Source organism: Leclercia sp. UBA7405, assembly GCF_037152215.1.
Taxonomy (GTDB): Bacteria; Pseudomonadota; Gammaproteobacteria; order Enterobacterales; family Enterobacteriaceae; genus Enterobacter; species Enterobacter pneumoniae.
In genome coordinates this window covers 122,869-137,909 of record NZ_JBBCMR010000003.1, presented here as the reverse complement: position 1 = coordinate 137,909, position 15,041 = coordinate 122,869, and the positions used below count along the sequence as shown (strand labels likewise).

The following is a 15,041-nucleotide window of genomic DNA, read 5'->3' as shown; positions in this document are numbered from 1 at the left end:
TTATAATTACCTTGATAATGATTACTCTTCTTAATGTCCTGCGGCGTTAAGCCACAAATCCTTTGTGATAAAACTCACTATTTTTAAACAATTACATTAATAGTTGATAACAATCCTCTACTATTGCCGGTGTCATTTTGCGCAGAGGTTGAGATGAAAGACGTCGTCATTGTGGGTGCATTGCGTACAGCTATTGGCTGTTTTCAGGGAGCGTTGGCGCGTCACTCTGCGGTTGAGCTGGGTAGCGTGGTGGTTAACGCGCTGGTGGCACGTAGCGGCGTTGCTGCCCATGAAATTGATGAAGTGATCCTCGGTCAGGTATTGACCGCAGGAGCCGGGCAAAATCCCGCGCGGCAGGCGGCGTTAAAAGGGGGACTCCCGAATACCGTCTCGGCGATCACCATTAACGACGTATGCGGTTCGGGCCTGAAGGCACTGCACCTGGCCACGCAGGCGATCCAGTGCGGCGAAGCCGACGTGGTCATTGCGGGCGGTCAGGAGAACATGAGCCGTGCTCCGCATGTTCTGACCGACAGCCGCACCGGTGCGCAGCTCGGCAACAGTCAGCTTATCGATAGCCTGGTGCACGATGGCCTGTGGGATGCCTTCAATGATTACCATATGGGCGTGACCGCAGAGAACCTGGCGCGTGAATATGGCATCACGCGTGAGTTACAGGATGCCTATGCGCTCAGCTCTCAGCAAAAGGCCCGCGCGGCTATTGATTCCGGGCGTTTTCGCGACGAGATTGTACCGGTTGCCGCATCCCGCGCTGGCGGCGAACCCTTTATCGTCGATACTGACGAACAACCGCGTGTGGATGCCAGCGCCGAAGGGCTGGCCATGCTGGCTCCGGCCTTTGAAATGCTCGGTTCCGTGACCGCCGGCAATGCGTCGTCAATCAATGACGGTGCTGCGGCGGTGATGATGATGAGTGAGAGTAAAGCGGAAGAGCTGAATCTGCCGGTGCTGGCACGTATAAAAGCCTTTGCCAGCGTGGGGGTCGATCCTGCCCTGATGGGGATTGCGCCGGTCTATGCCACCCGCCGCTGTCTGGAGCGTGCAGGCTGGCAACTCAGCGACGTGGATCTGATTGAAGTCAATGAGGCCTTTGCCGCGCAGGCGCTGTCGGTGGGTAAGATGCTGGAGTGGGATCCTCTCCGGGTCAACGTTAACGGCGGGGCAATTGCCCTCGGTCACCCTATTGGCGCTTCAGGCTGTCGTATTTTAGTGTCGCTGGTTCATGAGATGGCGAAGCGCAATGCCCGTAAAGGGCTGGCCACATTATGTATCGGCGGCGGCCAGGGTGTGGCGCTCGCCATCGAAAGATAACCCCAGCGCAGTAATATCTCCTGCTACACAGCCCCCAATTTTGGGGGCTTTTTTTGTGAAATGAATCTTATTTTTATCCGCATAAGTCAATTCTCAATTTTCTAATAATTTAAGTGTCATTAATCCCGTGCGTTAATACCCTCCTTTTGTGATCCTTACCATTAAATTTCCCCTTAATCATCTTCTTTTGTTGATGGTTGTCACGTCCATCGTTGCCAAAAAAAATGAAACAAATAATTACGATCAGGATCACTAAAATATCGTTATTTAAAAAATAAAATGCAATTCCATAAAAACGAAACATCATTTTAATTGAGGGTGTCCCATGTTTAAAAAATCTCTGGTCCTTGCTTCTCTCATTGGTGCGTCTTTCGCGGCTCAGGCTGTTACCGTAGATTTGCGTCATGAGTATATCGATACAGGAACTAACGCAGACCGCGTGTCCGTATCACATCGTTTTGATAATGGTTTTGGTTTCTCTGTTGAAGCGAAATGGAAATCAGGTGGTGATAAAGCCGATCAGCCTTTTGCAGATATCGTGGGCAATGGCCACGAAGAGCAAATTAGCTGGCGCTGGAAAGCAAACAAGAATATTGCGATAACGCCGGGCCTGACGCTGGAAAGCAAAGAGAGTAATACCGTCTATAAACCTTATCTGCATGCGCAATATAGCTTCGATAGCGGTTTCTACATGGCCGCACGTTACCGTTATGAATATAACCGTTATCCTTCTACGCCAGACCGGGAAGACGATAAAGTCAATCGTGGTGATGCGTGGATCGGTTGGGTAATGGGCGACTGGCGCACCGAGCTGAATTATGTTTATGCGAAAAGCTCTGAAGGCACCATTCGCAATAACAACAAAGATTATTCTCAAGAATATAACGTGAAGCTGGCATATAAGTGGGATAAAAACTGGGCGCCATACGCTGAGGTGGGTAACGTCGGTGTTAAAACAACGGATGAACGTCAAACCCGCTTTCGTTTAGGTGTGGCATATTCATTCTAACCAGACAGCATCAGGGAAAGAAAAGCCGGCTCATGCGCCGGCTTTTTTGTGCCTGAAATATCTTGCGGGTGGCAGTAGAAATAAAAAAAGCCCTCCGCGAAGGAGGGCAAGGCCAGTTACAGAAACACTAACTCAATTAAGATTGCAACATTTCAGGTTGCTCAGGAAGTTTCGCGATATAAAGAGCGGGTTTACCGTCTTTATCGGAACTAAACAGGACCGCACTGTCATCCGGCGTAAAGGAGGGGTGCGGATGGGTCACCTGGCGGCTATTTGCTACCGTGGCCCAGGAGGTATCGTGACGCGCGATGCGGAAATGACCTTTCTTCGCCACGTCGAACGCATACAGATAAGGATCGTTATCGATGGTATAGCCGCTGGTGTCTTTCACATCTACCGGCGTACCAGAGCCGTCGCCTACCAGCAGCGTGCCATCAAAGTTACTCATCAGGTGAGAACAGGCGGGCATCTGCATCACGGTTTCATTAATGCCGGTATCCGGATTGAAGCGATAAATCGTGCGGCCCTGTTCGCCCTTCAGATAAGAGACATAAATCAGGGCAGAACCGTTTGGCACCCAGAACTCGTGGGTGCAGCTTTCGCCTTCAGCGTGCTCCTTTACTTTACGCACATGGCTTCCGTCTTCGTTGACCAGCCACATGCGGGCATCGACCAGGTCGTGCGGACCTTCATGGCAGAACGCAACGGTGTTGTCATCGAACGGGCGATAGATAGGGTGACCGAGCCAGTTTTTCTCTTCATGGATGACGCGGCTTTCGCCAGTTTGCAGATCCACGCGCAGCAGACGGCAGTGTGGGCCTTTGTGGAAAAAGTCGTGGAAGATCTTCCAGTCATTGAGCGGCGTCCAGTCGCTTTTGGCGATTTCAATGCCCACCAGTTTCGTGCAATCGCTGTTCGCCACCCAGGTGCCGTATCCGACCCAGTCATCGCTCACGCGATAGATTTCACGCTCGTCGAGCGTGCGCAGATTCACTTCCCGCAGGGTACGATCGTTCTTCACGTAGTAGAGCGAAGTATCGTCGGGTGACAAGAAGCCGCCAAAGGTGTTATCACCGGCCCCTTCGGTCAGCTGTACGGCCTCGGCTTTGTTGATATCCAGCAGGTAGTAGTTCCAGTGGCCGTCAAACTCTCCGGCAAACAGCAGATGGCTGCCATCATTGAAAAAGCATTTTTGATAGAAGTAGTTACGGTGGCACGTTACTTCCGGGGGGGTCAGGCGGGTGACTTCCACGCCTGTATCCGGATCGCGGCTGACGTCATAGTTCAGCTTGACCCGCATACCTTTTGCCATGATGCGCTCCTTGATGTCGACGGCAGGGCAAAGGCCCTGAAGATAATGGTTTAAAAACTGGGCATTAAATTATCAAAACATCGTTTCAATGTGTGTGACTGGTGGCGCACTTCTGGACAATATGGAGACATTTGTATCATTCAGTTTCATGTTATTGCTGATAATAATTTTTGTGCTGAATAACCTGGTAAGAACCTTTTTCTATTCTATCTTTATGTTTTTAAAGTGATTTAGAAACCACCTTAAACAGCGCGGTAGGGCCGCTAGCCTGACAATCGTGATCGAAACTACACTTCTGAGATTAACATGCAGAAAAAGTGAAACAACGTTTCGAATACAATTGAAAACCCATTTCACAGAAGATAATATGTGCTCATCATGAAAACGGAACATCGTTTTGTTAATTATCCAGGCTAACTAGCCAGAATACGTTGGAGGTTAATGTGGAAGTCAGACAAAGCATCCACAGTGCGCACGCAAAAACGCTGGATACCCAGGGGCTGCGTAATGAGTTTTTAGTTGAGAAAGTGTTTGTCGCGGATGAGTACACCATGGTGTACAGCCACATTGACCGCATCATTGTTGGCGGCATTATGCCGGTGGCAAAAACTGTCTCCGTGGGCGGCGAAGTGGGCAAACAGCTGGGCGTAAGCTACTTCCTCGAGCGTCGCGAACTGGGCGTGATCAACATTGGTGGGCCAGGTACCATCACCGTTGATGGCCAGTGCTACGAAATTGGTCATCGCGACGCGCTGTATGTAGGCAAGGGTGCCAAAGAGGTGGTCTTCGCCAGCGTAGATAACAGCAAACCCGCGAAGTTCTACTACAACTGCGCGCCTGCGCATACCACCTATCCCACCAAAAAAGTGACCCCGGCAGACGTCGCTCCGGTCACGCTGGGGGATAACCTCACCAGCAACCGTCGCACCATCAATAAATATTTCGTTCCCGATGTGCTGGAAACCTGCCAGCTCAGCATGGGGCTGACCGAGCTTGAGCCGGGCAACCTCTGGAACACCATGCCGTGCCATACCCATGAGCGCCGCATGGAAGTTTACTTCTACTTCAACATGGAAGACGACGCCTGCGTATTCCACATGATGGGACAGCCGCAAGAGACGCGCCATATCGTGATGCACAACGAGCAGGCCGTTATCTCGCCAAGCTGGTCCATTCACTCAGGCGTTGGTACCCGTGCATACACCTTTATCTGGGGTATGGTGGGTGAGAACCAGGTCTTTGATGACATGGACCACGTCGCTGTTAAAGATTTGCGCTAACTGCGGGCAGTTATGCATAACTCTGCCTGTTATGACAGGCGCTGAACGATTAAGGAAAAAACATGATTCTGGATTCATTTTCTCTGCAAGGTAAAGTGGCCGTTGTTTCGGGTTGTGACACGGGGCTGGGCCAGGGTATGGCGTTAGGTCTGGCAGAAGCGGGCTGCGACATCGTTGGTATTAACATCGTTGAGCCGACCGAAACCATTGAGCGCGTTACTGCGCTGGGTCGTCGCTTCCTGAGCCTGACTGCCGATTTGCGTAAAATCGACGCTATTCCTGAGCTGCTGGATCGCGCCGTTGCTGAGTTCGGTAAAATCGACATTCTGGTAAACAACGCGGGTCTGATTCGCCGTGAAGACGCGATTAACTTCAGCGAGCAGGACTGGGATGACGTGATGAACCTGAACATCAAGAGTGTGTTCTTCATGTCTCAGGCGGCGGCGAAGCACTTTATCGCTCAGGGCAACGGCGGCAAGATTATCAATATCGCCTCTATGCTCTCCTTCCAGGGCGGTATCCGTGTGCCTTCTTACACTGCATCGAAAAGTGGCGTAATGGGCGTGACCCGTCTGCTGGCCAACGAATGGGCGCAGCACAACATTAACGTGAACGCTATCGCGCCAGGTTACATGGCAACCAACAATACCCAGCAGCTGCGTGCTGACGAAGAGCGCAGTGCTGCCATTCTTGAGCGTATTCCGGCAGGCCGCTGGGGTCTGCCATCGGATCTGATGGGGCCGGTGGTATTTCTGGCCTCCGGTGCATCTGACTATATCAACGGCTATACCATTGCGGTTGATGGTGGCTGGCTGGCACGTTAATTTTCGCGTCACGTTATAAAAAACCTCTGCCCATGGGCGGAGGTTTTTTTTGCCTGTAATGTTGATTATCCATATCAAGAAAGATAATTAATCCATACTCAAAAAACAGGCACGACAGGCTTCACACATTTATTGTTTATTTATTAGCTAATTAACGGGGAATTAAGATTTTTCATAATCATTTGAAATTGTAATGTCCATCACATAACGCCATGCCATAGCTAATTAGTCCATAACTTCACCCATTCCCGCCTGACACTTATTCCCCTTATCTCGTAATTTCAGTTAACGATTTTTCGGTTCTGGCAGGAAATTATGACATCGATAAATGACTCTACCCTTATGCCGGCTGCGCTGCGCGACACCCGGCGCATGAATCAGTTTGTCTCGATTGCGGCTGCCGTGGCAGGCCTGCTGTTCGGGCTCGATATTGGCGTGATCGCCGGTGCGTTGCCGTTTATTACCGAGCATTTCACCCTCAGCAGCCGCCTGCAGGAGTGGGTAGTGAGCAGCATGATGCTGGGCGCAGCGATAGGAGCGTTATTTAATGGCTGGCTCTCATTCCGTCTGGGGCGTAAATACAGCCTGATGGTGGGGGCAATTCTGTTTGTTGCCGGGTCCGTTGGCTCTGCCTTTGCCACACAGGTTGAAGTGCTACTGCTCGCCCGCGTGCTGCTGGGCGTGGCGGTGGGGATTGCATCTTATACGGCGCCGCTCTACCTCTCGGAAATGGCGAGTGAAAACGTGCGCGGGAAAATGATCAGTATGTATCAGCTGATGGTGACGCTGGGCATCGTGCTGGCATTCCTGTCGGATACCTATTTTAGCTACAGCGGTAACTGGCGCGCTATGTTAGGAGTACTGGCGTTACCAGCGCTGCTGCTGATCGTATTAGTGATTTTCCTGCCGAACAGCCCGCGCTGGCTGGCGCAGAAAGGGCGCCACGTGGAAGCGGAAGAGGTGCTACGCATGCTGCGAGACACCTCTGAAAAAGCGCGCGAAGAGCTGAATGAGATCCGCGAAAGTCTGAAGCTGAAGCAGGGCGGCTGGTCGCTGTTTAAGGTTAACCGCAACGTTCGCCGCGCGGTATTCCTCGGCATGCTATTGCAGGCAATGCAGCAGTTTACCGGCATGAATATCATCATGTATTACGCTCCGCGAATCTTCAAAATGGCCGGATTCACCACCACAGAACAGCAGATGATTGCCACTCTGGTGGTCGGGCTGACCTTTATGTTTGCCACCTTTATCGCCGTGTTCACCGTCGATAAAGCCGGGCGTAAGCCGGCGCTGAAGATTGGCTTTAGCGTGATGGCAATAGGTACGCTGATCCTCGGCTACTGCCTGATGCAGTTCGATAACGGCACCGCATCGAGCGGGCTCTCCTGGCTTTCGGTGGGCATGACCATGATGTGCATTGCAGGCTATGCCATGAGCGCCGCGCCGGTGGTATGGATCTTGTGTTCTGAAATTCAGCCACTGAAATGCCGTGACTTTGGCATCACCTGCTCTACCACCACTAACTGGGTCTCCAACATGATCATCGGGGCAACCTTCCTGACATTGCTGGATGCCATTGGTGCGGCGGGAACGTTCTGGCTCTACACGGCGTTAAACGTGGCCTTTATTGGCATAACCTTCTGGCTTATTCCTGAAACCAAAGGGGTGACGCTGGAACATATCGAACGCAAACTGATGGCGGGAGAGAAACTGCGCGACATCGGCGTGTAATGTCTGTTCAGTTTGCCCCTCTTCTTTGCATAGAGAGGGGCAAGCAAGTTAAACCGCACACAGATAGAGCGCAGGCATTCCTTCCGTATCTGAGGTGTACAACACCCACTTATTATCCGGCGAGAACGAGGGGTGGGGATGCGTCACCTGACGGTCGCCGTCCAGTACTTTCCAGCTGCTGTTATGTTGGCAAATGGCTTTTTGTGTTCCCTTCTTAATATCGAATACCCAGATAAAAGGATCGTTCAGGTTGATATCGCCCGTGTTGTGCGGCGAGCCGTCACCGACGATCAGCGAGCCATCGTCGTTGCTCATCAGATGAGAGCAGGGGGGAATGGCCATCAGTTCGCGGTTCTCTAAGGTGGCAGGATCGGCACTGCACAGATAGCGCTGGGCTGCATGCTCTTTGTGCGCCACATAATAGAGAGCGGAGCCGTCCGGCACCCAGAATTCATGGGTAAAACTCTCTCCTGCGGCGTGCTGGCGCACTTTGCGCAGGTTGCGACCGTCGGGGTTGATCAGCCACATACGCGCATCGATAGCATCGCGCGGGCCCTCATGGCAAAAAGCGATGGTATTGTCGTCAAACGGACGATAAATGGGATGCCCAAGCCAGCGCTTCTCCTGCAAAATCACTGTCCTTTCGCCGGTGCGTAAATCGATATTGATTAAGCGGCACTCCGGCTGAGTGAAGTAAAATGCCCGAAACTTGCTCCAGTCGGTGAGGGGTTGCCAGTCGCTCTTTTTAATTTCAATCCCGACCAGCTTCGTGCAGTCGCTGTTGGCCACCCAAGTGCCGTAGGCGACCCAGTCGTCATCGACCTCGTACACCACGTACTCTTCAAGGCTCTCCAGGTCGACGCGCCGGAGTTCGCGGGTCTCTTTGACATACCAGAGCGATTTATCGTCAGCCGATAAAAAGCCGCCAAATGTGTTATCTCCAGGCCCCTCGGTGAGCTGCATGGCTTGCTGACCGGGGATATCCAACAGATAGTAATTCCAGTGCCCTTCAAAGGCGCCGCCAAAGAGCAGCTTGCTGCTATCGCGGGTGAAGCACTTTTGATAGAAGTAATTACGGTGGCAAATAATATGCGGGGGCGTCATCCGTATGACCTCGTGTCCGGTCTCACTGTCCTGACGCGTCTGAAAATTCAGCGGGATGATTTTGCCTTTCATGGTGTTTTCTCCATAAAAAAATACCCCAACGCATAGGCGTCAGGGTATTCAAAGTAAGTCCTTGTTAGCGCATGGCGCGCTTCAGAATACGTTCAGCCTGACGCTGGAAGTCAGCGGCAGTCTCTTCCACGGTTTTCTGGCCGTAGTCGAGGTATTGCAGGGAGGTGCCGAACTGCGCCACGATCTGCGGATCGTCAAAGTATGGCGATACAGAGAGTTTGGCAGGCAGTGACTGCGCCAGGCGCAGACCCGCTACGGAAGGATCGTTCTCTTTGATGGTGCCGTCTTCCGTCAGGTACTGCACTGCCGCTTTACTCAGCGGTACGCCACGTTCCAGGCCCAGAGTATGGACACCCTCTTTGCTGTTGAGTAGGAAGTTAATCAACTTAGCGGCCGCTTCCGGGTTCTTCGTCGATTTGCCGATGGAGAGCATCTGTGCCGGTTTAAAGAACAGACCCGCGTCCGTTGCGCCCGGCAGCATTGGGTAGCTACCCAGCTCCAGTTTTGCCGGTGGCTTCAGGTTGTCGGAATACTTGGTGATGGTGGAGTTCCACATATAGGTCCCGCCCCATTCACCCTGGATCCACGGCTTCATCTCATACATGTTGCTCTTACCAAATGAGGCATAGTATTTGGTGTCAGGCATCACGTGGCTATCAACCAGCTTTTTGTAGGTCTGGAAAAATTCGACCCACTGCTCTTTGCTGTAGGAGAATTTTTTCGCCTTTTCATCAACCGCCGGGATGTTGTACTTCTGAGTCATATATGAGTTCAGCAGCGCCAGGGTGTCCTGGTGCTCCAGTACAACCGGGTAATACTGTTTGCCCAGTTTGCTTTCGAAGGTTTTACCCGCCGCCATCAGCTCATCCCAGGTTTTTGGGTAGGTGACACCGGCTTTTTTCCAGGTTTCATCGTTGAAATAGAAGACGCGCGCGGTCACGGAGATAGGGATCCCATTCAGCTTGCCGTTTACAGTGGTGGACTGTAGCTCTTTAGGATCGAACTGCGCCAGATCGATCACATCTTTCATTTTGTTCAGATCGTAGAAGCCCTCACCGGTCTTAGAGAAAATCGGCAGCCAGTTCCAGTTGGTCTGCATCACGTCCGGCTCGGTGCCGCCTGCGATTTGCGTCGTCAGACGGGAGAGGTGTCCGTCCCACCCCGTGTATTCGGCTTTAACGTTGATGTCCGGATTCTGTTTGTGGAACTCTTCAATCGCCTTCAGCGTCACCTGATGGCGGCCATTACCGCCCCACCAGGACATACGTAAATCAACATCCTGCGCCATCGATGGCAAAGCAGTCAGACCCAGGGTAGCGGAGATTGCTGCGCTTAAAAGCACTTTTTTCATTTTTATAACTCCAGTCAGAGAGAGATGTTCTGTTCAGATTTCGCGTCAAAGATATGACACTTATTCATGTCGAACTTAAAATACACCTTACGATGAAGCCCCTTTTCAATCATGGGCTTAGCTTCGTCGGAAGGAATGCGGGCTGTCAGTTCATAGTCGGCGACTTTCAGGTAAACAAAGAATTCGTGCCCCATGTTTTCGGCGCGAACCATCTCGCCGCCGCAGCCGCCCTGAAGGAAGGGCTCGTCAGAGAGCGAGACAAAGTCCGGGCGAATCCCGTAGAAAATGTCCTGGCCAACGTGGCTCTCGACTTTCTCTTTCAGTTCAGCGCTTAGCGGCATGGTCTGGTCGCCGATGGTCAGGGCGAGCTGGCCGTCCTGGTGCACCAGTTTGCTGGCGCGGATGTTCATCTCCGGCGAGCCGATAAAACCGGCCACGAACATGTTTTTCGGCTTGTGGTAGAGGTTGTCCGGGGTATCTACCTGCATGATATGACCCAGTTTCATCACGCAGATGCGGTCGCCCATGGTCATCGCTTCGGTCTGATCGTGCGTTACGTAGACGGTGGTCGCCGGTTTGCCGGAGGCCTTCAGCTGCTTGTGCAGATCCGAAATACGAATACGCATTGAGGCACGCAGTTTGGCATCCAGGTTGGAGAGCGGTTCGTCAAACAGGAACACGTCCGGCTTTTTCACAATCGCACGGCCTACCGCCACACGCTGGGCCTGGCCCCCGGAGAGCTGGCGCGGCAGGCGATCCAGCAACTCTTCCAGTTCAAGGATTTTGGCCGCTTCATTCACCTGCGCCTCAATTTGCGTTTTCGGCAGTTTGCTCAGCTTCAGGCCAAAGGCCAGGTTTTCGCGCACGGTCATATGCGGGTAAAGGGCGTAGTTCTGGAACACCATCGCAATCCCGCGCTCTTTTGGCGCCAGGTTATTGACGATCTTGTCGCCGATGCGTACTTCGCCGCCGCTAATGGTCTCCAGACCGGCCAGCATACGCAGGGTGGTGGACTTCGCGCAGCCGGAAGGGCCGACGATCACCATGAACTCACCTTCAGCGATTTTCAGGTCGATAGCATGTACCGCTTTGAAGCCGTTGGAGTAAACCTTTTCCAGTTTGTTGAAGATAACTTCAGCCATGATATTTCCCTCTTAACCTTTAATTCCGCTGCTGGTTACGCCCTGTACGAAGTAGCGCTGTGCCAGGAAGAAGACAATGATGGATGGCAGAATGGAGATGCTCGCCATTGCCAGAATTTCGTTCCACGGCGCCCCTTCGGTGACGTCGATGGACATTTTCAGAGCCAGTGCAATCGGGTATTTATCCACGCTGTAGACATAGATCAGCGGCCCGATAAAGTCGTTCATGGACCACATGAACTGGAACAGTGCCACGGAGATGATGGCCGGCTTCAGGATAGGTACCACCACGTACCACAGCACCTGAATAGAGTTACAGCCGTCAATCTGCGCCGCCTCTTCCATGTCGCGCGGCACGCCGCGCAGGAACTGGATCAGCATGAAGACGAAGAACCCTTGCGTGGCGAAGGCCAGCGGCAGGTACAGCGGCATATAGCTGTTCAGCATGCCCATTTCACGGAACATCAGGTACTGCGGGATCAGCAGCACGGTGCTTGGCAGCAACATGGTGGTGATCAGCGTCGCGAACCAGAACTTCTTCCAGGGGATCTCGAAGCGGGCAAAGCCGTACGCCACGATGGTGGAGGAGATAATGGTCAGGATCACTTTTGGAATGACATACTTAAAGGTGTTCAGCATGTAATGACCGAAGTTGTACTCGGTGCCGGTTTTCCAGCCATTCACAAAACCATCCCAGGTGGCATGGGCAGGCCACAGGCTCAGGGTGGTAAAGATCTCGTGGTTCGGTTTGAACGACGCCGAGAACATCCACACCAGTGGGTAGAGCATCAGCAGGCCAACAAACAGCAGGATCACATAGCGAATGCTGGCGCTAATTTTTTCACGACGCAGCGTACGGGCCACTTCGCGTTCTGCGATGCTTCTCGCCGTGGAGAGTTGTTGAATATCAGCCATTTTTGCCTCCCTTATCGGCGGAGTAGAACACCCAGTATTTCGAAGACTTAAAGGCGATAGCGGCGAAGACAGCAACGACCAGGAACAGGACCCAGGCCAGCGCGGCACCATAACCCATGTCAAAGTATTTGAATGCGGTGTCGTAGATGTAGAGCGAGAACAGATAGGTCGAGTAAGTCGGCCCACCGCCGGTGATGACATACGGCCCGGTAAATTCCTGGAACGCCTGGGTCGTCTGCATAATGAAGTTAAAGAAGATCACCGGGGTAATCAGCGGCACGGTCACTTTCATGAACATCTGCCACTTAGATGCGCCGTCGATCATTGCCGCTTCGTACTGGGATTGCGGCACGTTCTGCAGGGCGGCAAGGAAGATGACCATCGCGGAGCCGAATTGCCATACGCGCAGCAGGGTGACGGACATCAGCGCCAGCGAAGGCTCACCAAGCCAGTTGACCGGATCGAGGCCAAATACGCCGATAAAGCTATTTAACAGCCCATCGATGGCAAACAGGGCGCGCCACAGAACGGCAATCGCGACGGAGCTGCCCAGGATCGACGGAATATAGTAAGCGGTTCGGAAGAATCCAATGCCGCGTAATTTAAAGTTCAGGACAAAAGCGATGCCAAGGGCAAAGGCCAGCTTTAACGGGATGGTTAAAAATACATACGCGAAGGTCACGCCCATGGATTTCCAGAAGAGGGTGTCTTCGGTAAACATGTAGCGATAGTTCTCAATGCCGTTAAATACCGGCGGGCTCATCAAATCGTAATCAGTAAAACTGAGGAAGAAAGATGAAACAAATGGGAAAGCAGTAAAGAGTATCAACCCAATTATGTAGGGCGATATCCATGCTAACCCCAGCAGCTTGTTTTCATTCATACATACCTACCTGGCGATCAATGGTTTAAAAAACGGAATCTGCATTTGTAAAGACTGCTCACGCCTGTGTTCCTTAGCATGAGGGGAAATTTTTAGGGCGATGCGAAGGTTAGTCACCCATTACGTGCTGATTAATAGGGTATTTTCAAAATGCACCTCGCACTGAAGTGTCTGGTTTTCAAAACTTACGAACTGTCTTTCTTGAATACTAAAACATCGTTTTATTTTATTTTATTGCTATTTATTTCCGCGTCATTCGGTTAATGATGGAAATGTGATCGATGTCGAAACGCTGTTTCAATAAGGTGATGGGGCTGGCATTTTTGCGTCATTTCAAAAAATTGCACTCGCCAAAAGGAAGAGGAGGGTGGGGCATAACGGAGAGATTTTATAGCAGCAATCCTTTTGTTGGATGGGCTACTAAATTTGATAGCCCAGCGACAGATATACCATTCAGGCGTTCAGATTATTCTTAGGTTCTTGTATCATCGGGATCCCCGTAATTTGCCAGGCAGAAATGCACTGCACCTTTAAAAGAAAAACGGTTATGTCATCTATGGATACCAACAAACACACGGACCTCGATTTCCCTCGTTATGCCTCCCCGGCAGTCAATACCCGAGAAATAGACCTTCTGGAGTTGTTACAGACCCTTTTTGCAGCCAAAAAGCGCATCGTGGCAATTACCTTCGCGTTTGCGTTGGCCGGCCTGGCAATCGCGTTTTTACTCCCGCAGAAATGGACCAGTAAAGCCATTATCACCCCGGCAGAACAGACACAGTGGAACCCGCTGCGCCAGATGATGGTTGCGTTACAAGTCCTTGATGTTGACGTTAAGGTGGACCGACCGGAAGTGTTCAAAATGTTCATTAAAAAATTCCAGTCGCAGTCCCTTCTCGAAGAGTACATGGCGAGTTCACCCTTTGTGATGGAACAGTTGAAAGGCTCAGAGGTGGATCCCCTGACGCTGCATCGCGCGGTGGTCAGCATCGCTGACAGAATGAAAGCAGCCGATAACACCTCCGCAAAAGATGCGGATAAAGCGCCCTATATTTCGTGGACGTTGAGCTTTACCGCGCCAACAGCAGCCGATGCACAGACCGTGCTGGAAGGCTATATCAACTACGTTTCTCGCATCGTCGAGCAGGAGACAATGCAGAACATACGCAACCAGATCGCGCTGAAAACCAAAGTGGTAAAAGAGCAGCTGCAGCTTGATAGGGTGCGCCTGACCAATGTTCACAACACCAATCTTCAGCGCCTGCATTACTCGCTGGAGGTCGCTAACGCGGCGGGCATCAAAAAGCCGGTCTACAGTAACGGGCAAGCCGTGAAGGATGATCCTGACTACTCAGTGGCGTTAGGCGCTGACGGTATCGCGCAGAAACTGCAGATTGAAAAAAATATCAAGGACGTGGCTGAACTCAATGCGGACTTCCAGAACCGTCAATACTATCTGCAACAGCTGGAAAACCTTTCTATTGAAGATGTGAACGTAGAGCCGTTTAAATATCAGCTTTCCCCTTCTATGCCGGTGAATAAAGACGGCCCAGGTAAAGCGCTCATTGTACTGCTGGCGGGATTACTGGGTGGGCTATTCGCTTGCGGTAGCGTACTGTTGAACCAGGCATTAAGTTCCCGTATTCCACTGCCCGAGGCGGTAGCGGCCTAAAGGCAGGAAAGAAAAGGGCGCTTAATCGCGCCCTCTTATTTACTTCAGGAAGTCTTCGCGCACCGGCGTGAAGGTATCCAGCAGCGTACCGGGCTTAAGACAGACGCAGCCGTGCATCACATGCGGTTCTTTATAGAGCGTATCGCCAGCGGTCACGATATGTTTTTCATCACCGATAGTGAACTCAAACTCGCCAGACAGCACATAGGTCAGCTGCTCGTGCGGATGGTTGTGCATCGGGCCAATTGCCCCCTCCTCAAAATTCACCTCTACTGCCATCATTTTGCCGTCGTGAGCCAGAATGCGGCGCGTCACGCCGTTGCCCAAATCGTCCAGGCGGGTCTCTTTATGAAAAATAAACATGGTTGTATCCTGATATAGAGTGAAACGTTGTTTCAATTAACTTATCTCAGC

Annotated in this window: 13 protein-coding genes; 6 read left to right on the top strand and 7 right to left on the bottom strand. The window is 51.9% G+C overall.

Going from position 1 to position 15,041, the window contains the following annotated elements; all coding sequences use genetic code 11:
* Positions 1-153: 153 nt before the first annotated feature.
* Together WFN75_RS15880 and WFN75_RS15875 are read left to right on the top strand one after the other, a co-directional pair.
* A complete protein-coding gene (locus WFN75_RS15880) occupies positions 154-1,332 on the top strand; it encodes an acetyl-CoA C-acetyltransferase (RefSeq protein ID WP_040074167.1) in 1,179 nt (392 codons plus the stop codon).
* A gap of 325 nt (positions 1,333-1,657) precedes the next feature.
* Positions 1,658-2,341: an oligogalacturonate-specific porin KdgM family protein gene (locus tag WFN75_RS15875; protein WP_040074170.1), complete on the top strand. Its 684-nt coding sequence runs from the start codon at positions 1,658-1,660 to the stop codon at positions 2,339-2,341.
* Between the two features lie 136 nt (positions 2,342-2,477).
* On the opposite strand, the gene WFN75_RS15870 is transcribed toward WFN75_RS15875, so the two are convergent.
* Positions 2,478-3,653, bottom strand: coding sequence for an oligogalacturonate lyase family protein (locus WFN75_RS15870; protein WP_336996470.1), 1,176 nt, complete (start codon positions 3,651-3,653; stop codon positions 2,478-2,480).
* 443 nt (positions 3,654-4,096) lie between these two features.
* Here WFN75_RS15870 and kduI point away from each other — a divergent pair, with 443 nt between their 5' ends.
* The 3 genes from kduI (at position 4,097) to araE (ending at position 7,488) form a co-directional block, all read left to right on the top strand.
* Entirely contained in the window at positions 4,097-4,933 is an 837-nt protein-coding gene (gene kduI, locus WFN75_RS15865; protein WP_040078401.1) for a 5-dehydro-4-deoxy-D-glucuronate isomerase, read from the top strand.
* 62 nt (positions 4,934-4,995) lie between these two features.
* Positions 4,996-5,757 (top strand): 2-dehydro-3-deoxy-D-gluconate 5-dehydrogenase KduD, encoded by a 762-nt coding sequence (kduD, locus tag WFN75_RS15860; protein WP_040074172.1) that lies wholly within the window; start codon positions 4,996-4,998, stop codon positions 5,755-5,757.
* Between the two features lie 315 nt (positions 5,758-6,072).
* A complete protein-coding gene (gene araE / locus WFN75_RS15855; RefSeq protein WP_286791453.1) occupies positions 6,073-7,488 on the top strand; it encodes an arabinose-proton symporter AraE in 1,416 nt (471 codons plus the stop codon).
* A gap of 48 nt (positions 7,489-7,536) precedes the next feature.
* On the opposite strand, the gene WFN75_RS15850 is transcribed toward araE, so the two are convergent.
* The 5 genes from WFN75_RS15850 to WFN75_RS15830 form a co-directional block, all read right to left on the bottom strand.
* Positions 7,537-8,664, bottom strand: coding sequence for an oligogalacturonate lyase family protein (locus WFN75_RS15850; RefSeq protein ID WP_336996469.1), 1,128 nt, complete (start codon positions 8,662-8,664; stop codon positions 7,537-7,539).
* A 64-nt stretch (positions 8,665-8,728) separates the two neighbouring features.
* Positions 8,729-10,015 carry an ABC transporter substrate-binding protein gene (locus tag WFN75_RS15845; RefSeq protein ID WP_207292350.1) on the bottom strand — a complete coding sequence of 429 codons (1,287 nt, stop codon included), beginning with the start codon at positions 10,013-10,015 and terminating at the stop codon, positions 8,729-8,731.
* 14 nt (positions 10,016-10,029) lie between these two features.
* Complete coding sequence (locus WFN75_RS15840) at positions 10,030-11,157, bottom strand: ABC transporter ATP-binding protein (protein ID WP_040074177.1); 1,128 nt, start codon at positions 11,155-11,157, stop codon at positions 10,030-10,032.
* Between the two features lie 12 nt (positions 11,158-11,169).
* The gene (locus WFN75_RS15835) at positions 11,170-12,072 is read right to left on the bottom strand and encodes a carbohydrate ABC transporter permease (protein WP_040074178.1); all 903 of its coding nucleotides are present in this window, start codon (positions 12,070-12,072) and stop codon (positions 11,170-11,172) included.
* The gene (locus WFN75_RS15830; RefSeq protein WP_040074179.1) at positions 12,065-12,955 is read right to left on the bottom strand and encodes a carbohydrate ABC transporter permease; all 891 of its coding nucleotides are present in this window, start codon (positions 12,953-12,955) and stop codon (positions 12,065-12,067) included. The genes WFN75_RS15835 and WFN75_RS15830 overlap by 8 nt, the downstream gene beginning before the upstream one ends.
* Before the next feature lie 547 nt (positions 12,956-13,502).
* Here WFN75_RS15830 and wzz(fepE) point away from each other — a divergent pair.
* On the top strand, positions 13,503-14,627 hold the full coding sequence (wzz(fepE), locus tag WFN75_RS15825; protein WP_212476452.1) for an LPS O-antigen length regulator Wzz(fepE): 1,125 nt from the start codon (positions 13,503-13,505) through the stop codon (positions 14,625-14,627).
* Between the two features lie 39 nt (positions 14,628-14,666).
* Here wzz(fepE) and WFN75_RS15820 read toward each other — a convergent pair whose 3' ends face one another.
* Positions 14,667-14,990: a cupin domain-containing protein gene (locus WFN75_RS15820; RefSeq protein ID WP_040074182.1), complete on the bottom strand. Its 324-nt coding sequence runs from the start codon at positions 14,988-14,990 to the stop codon at positions 14,667-14,669.
* Positions 14,991-15,041 lie beyond the last annotated feature (51 nt).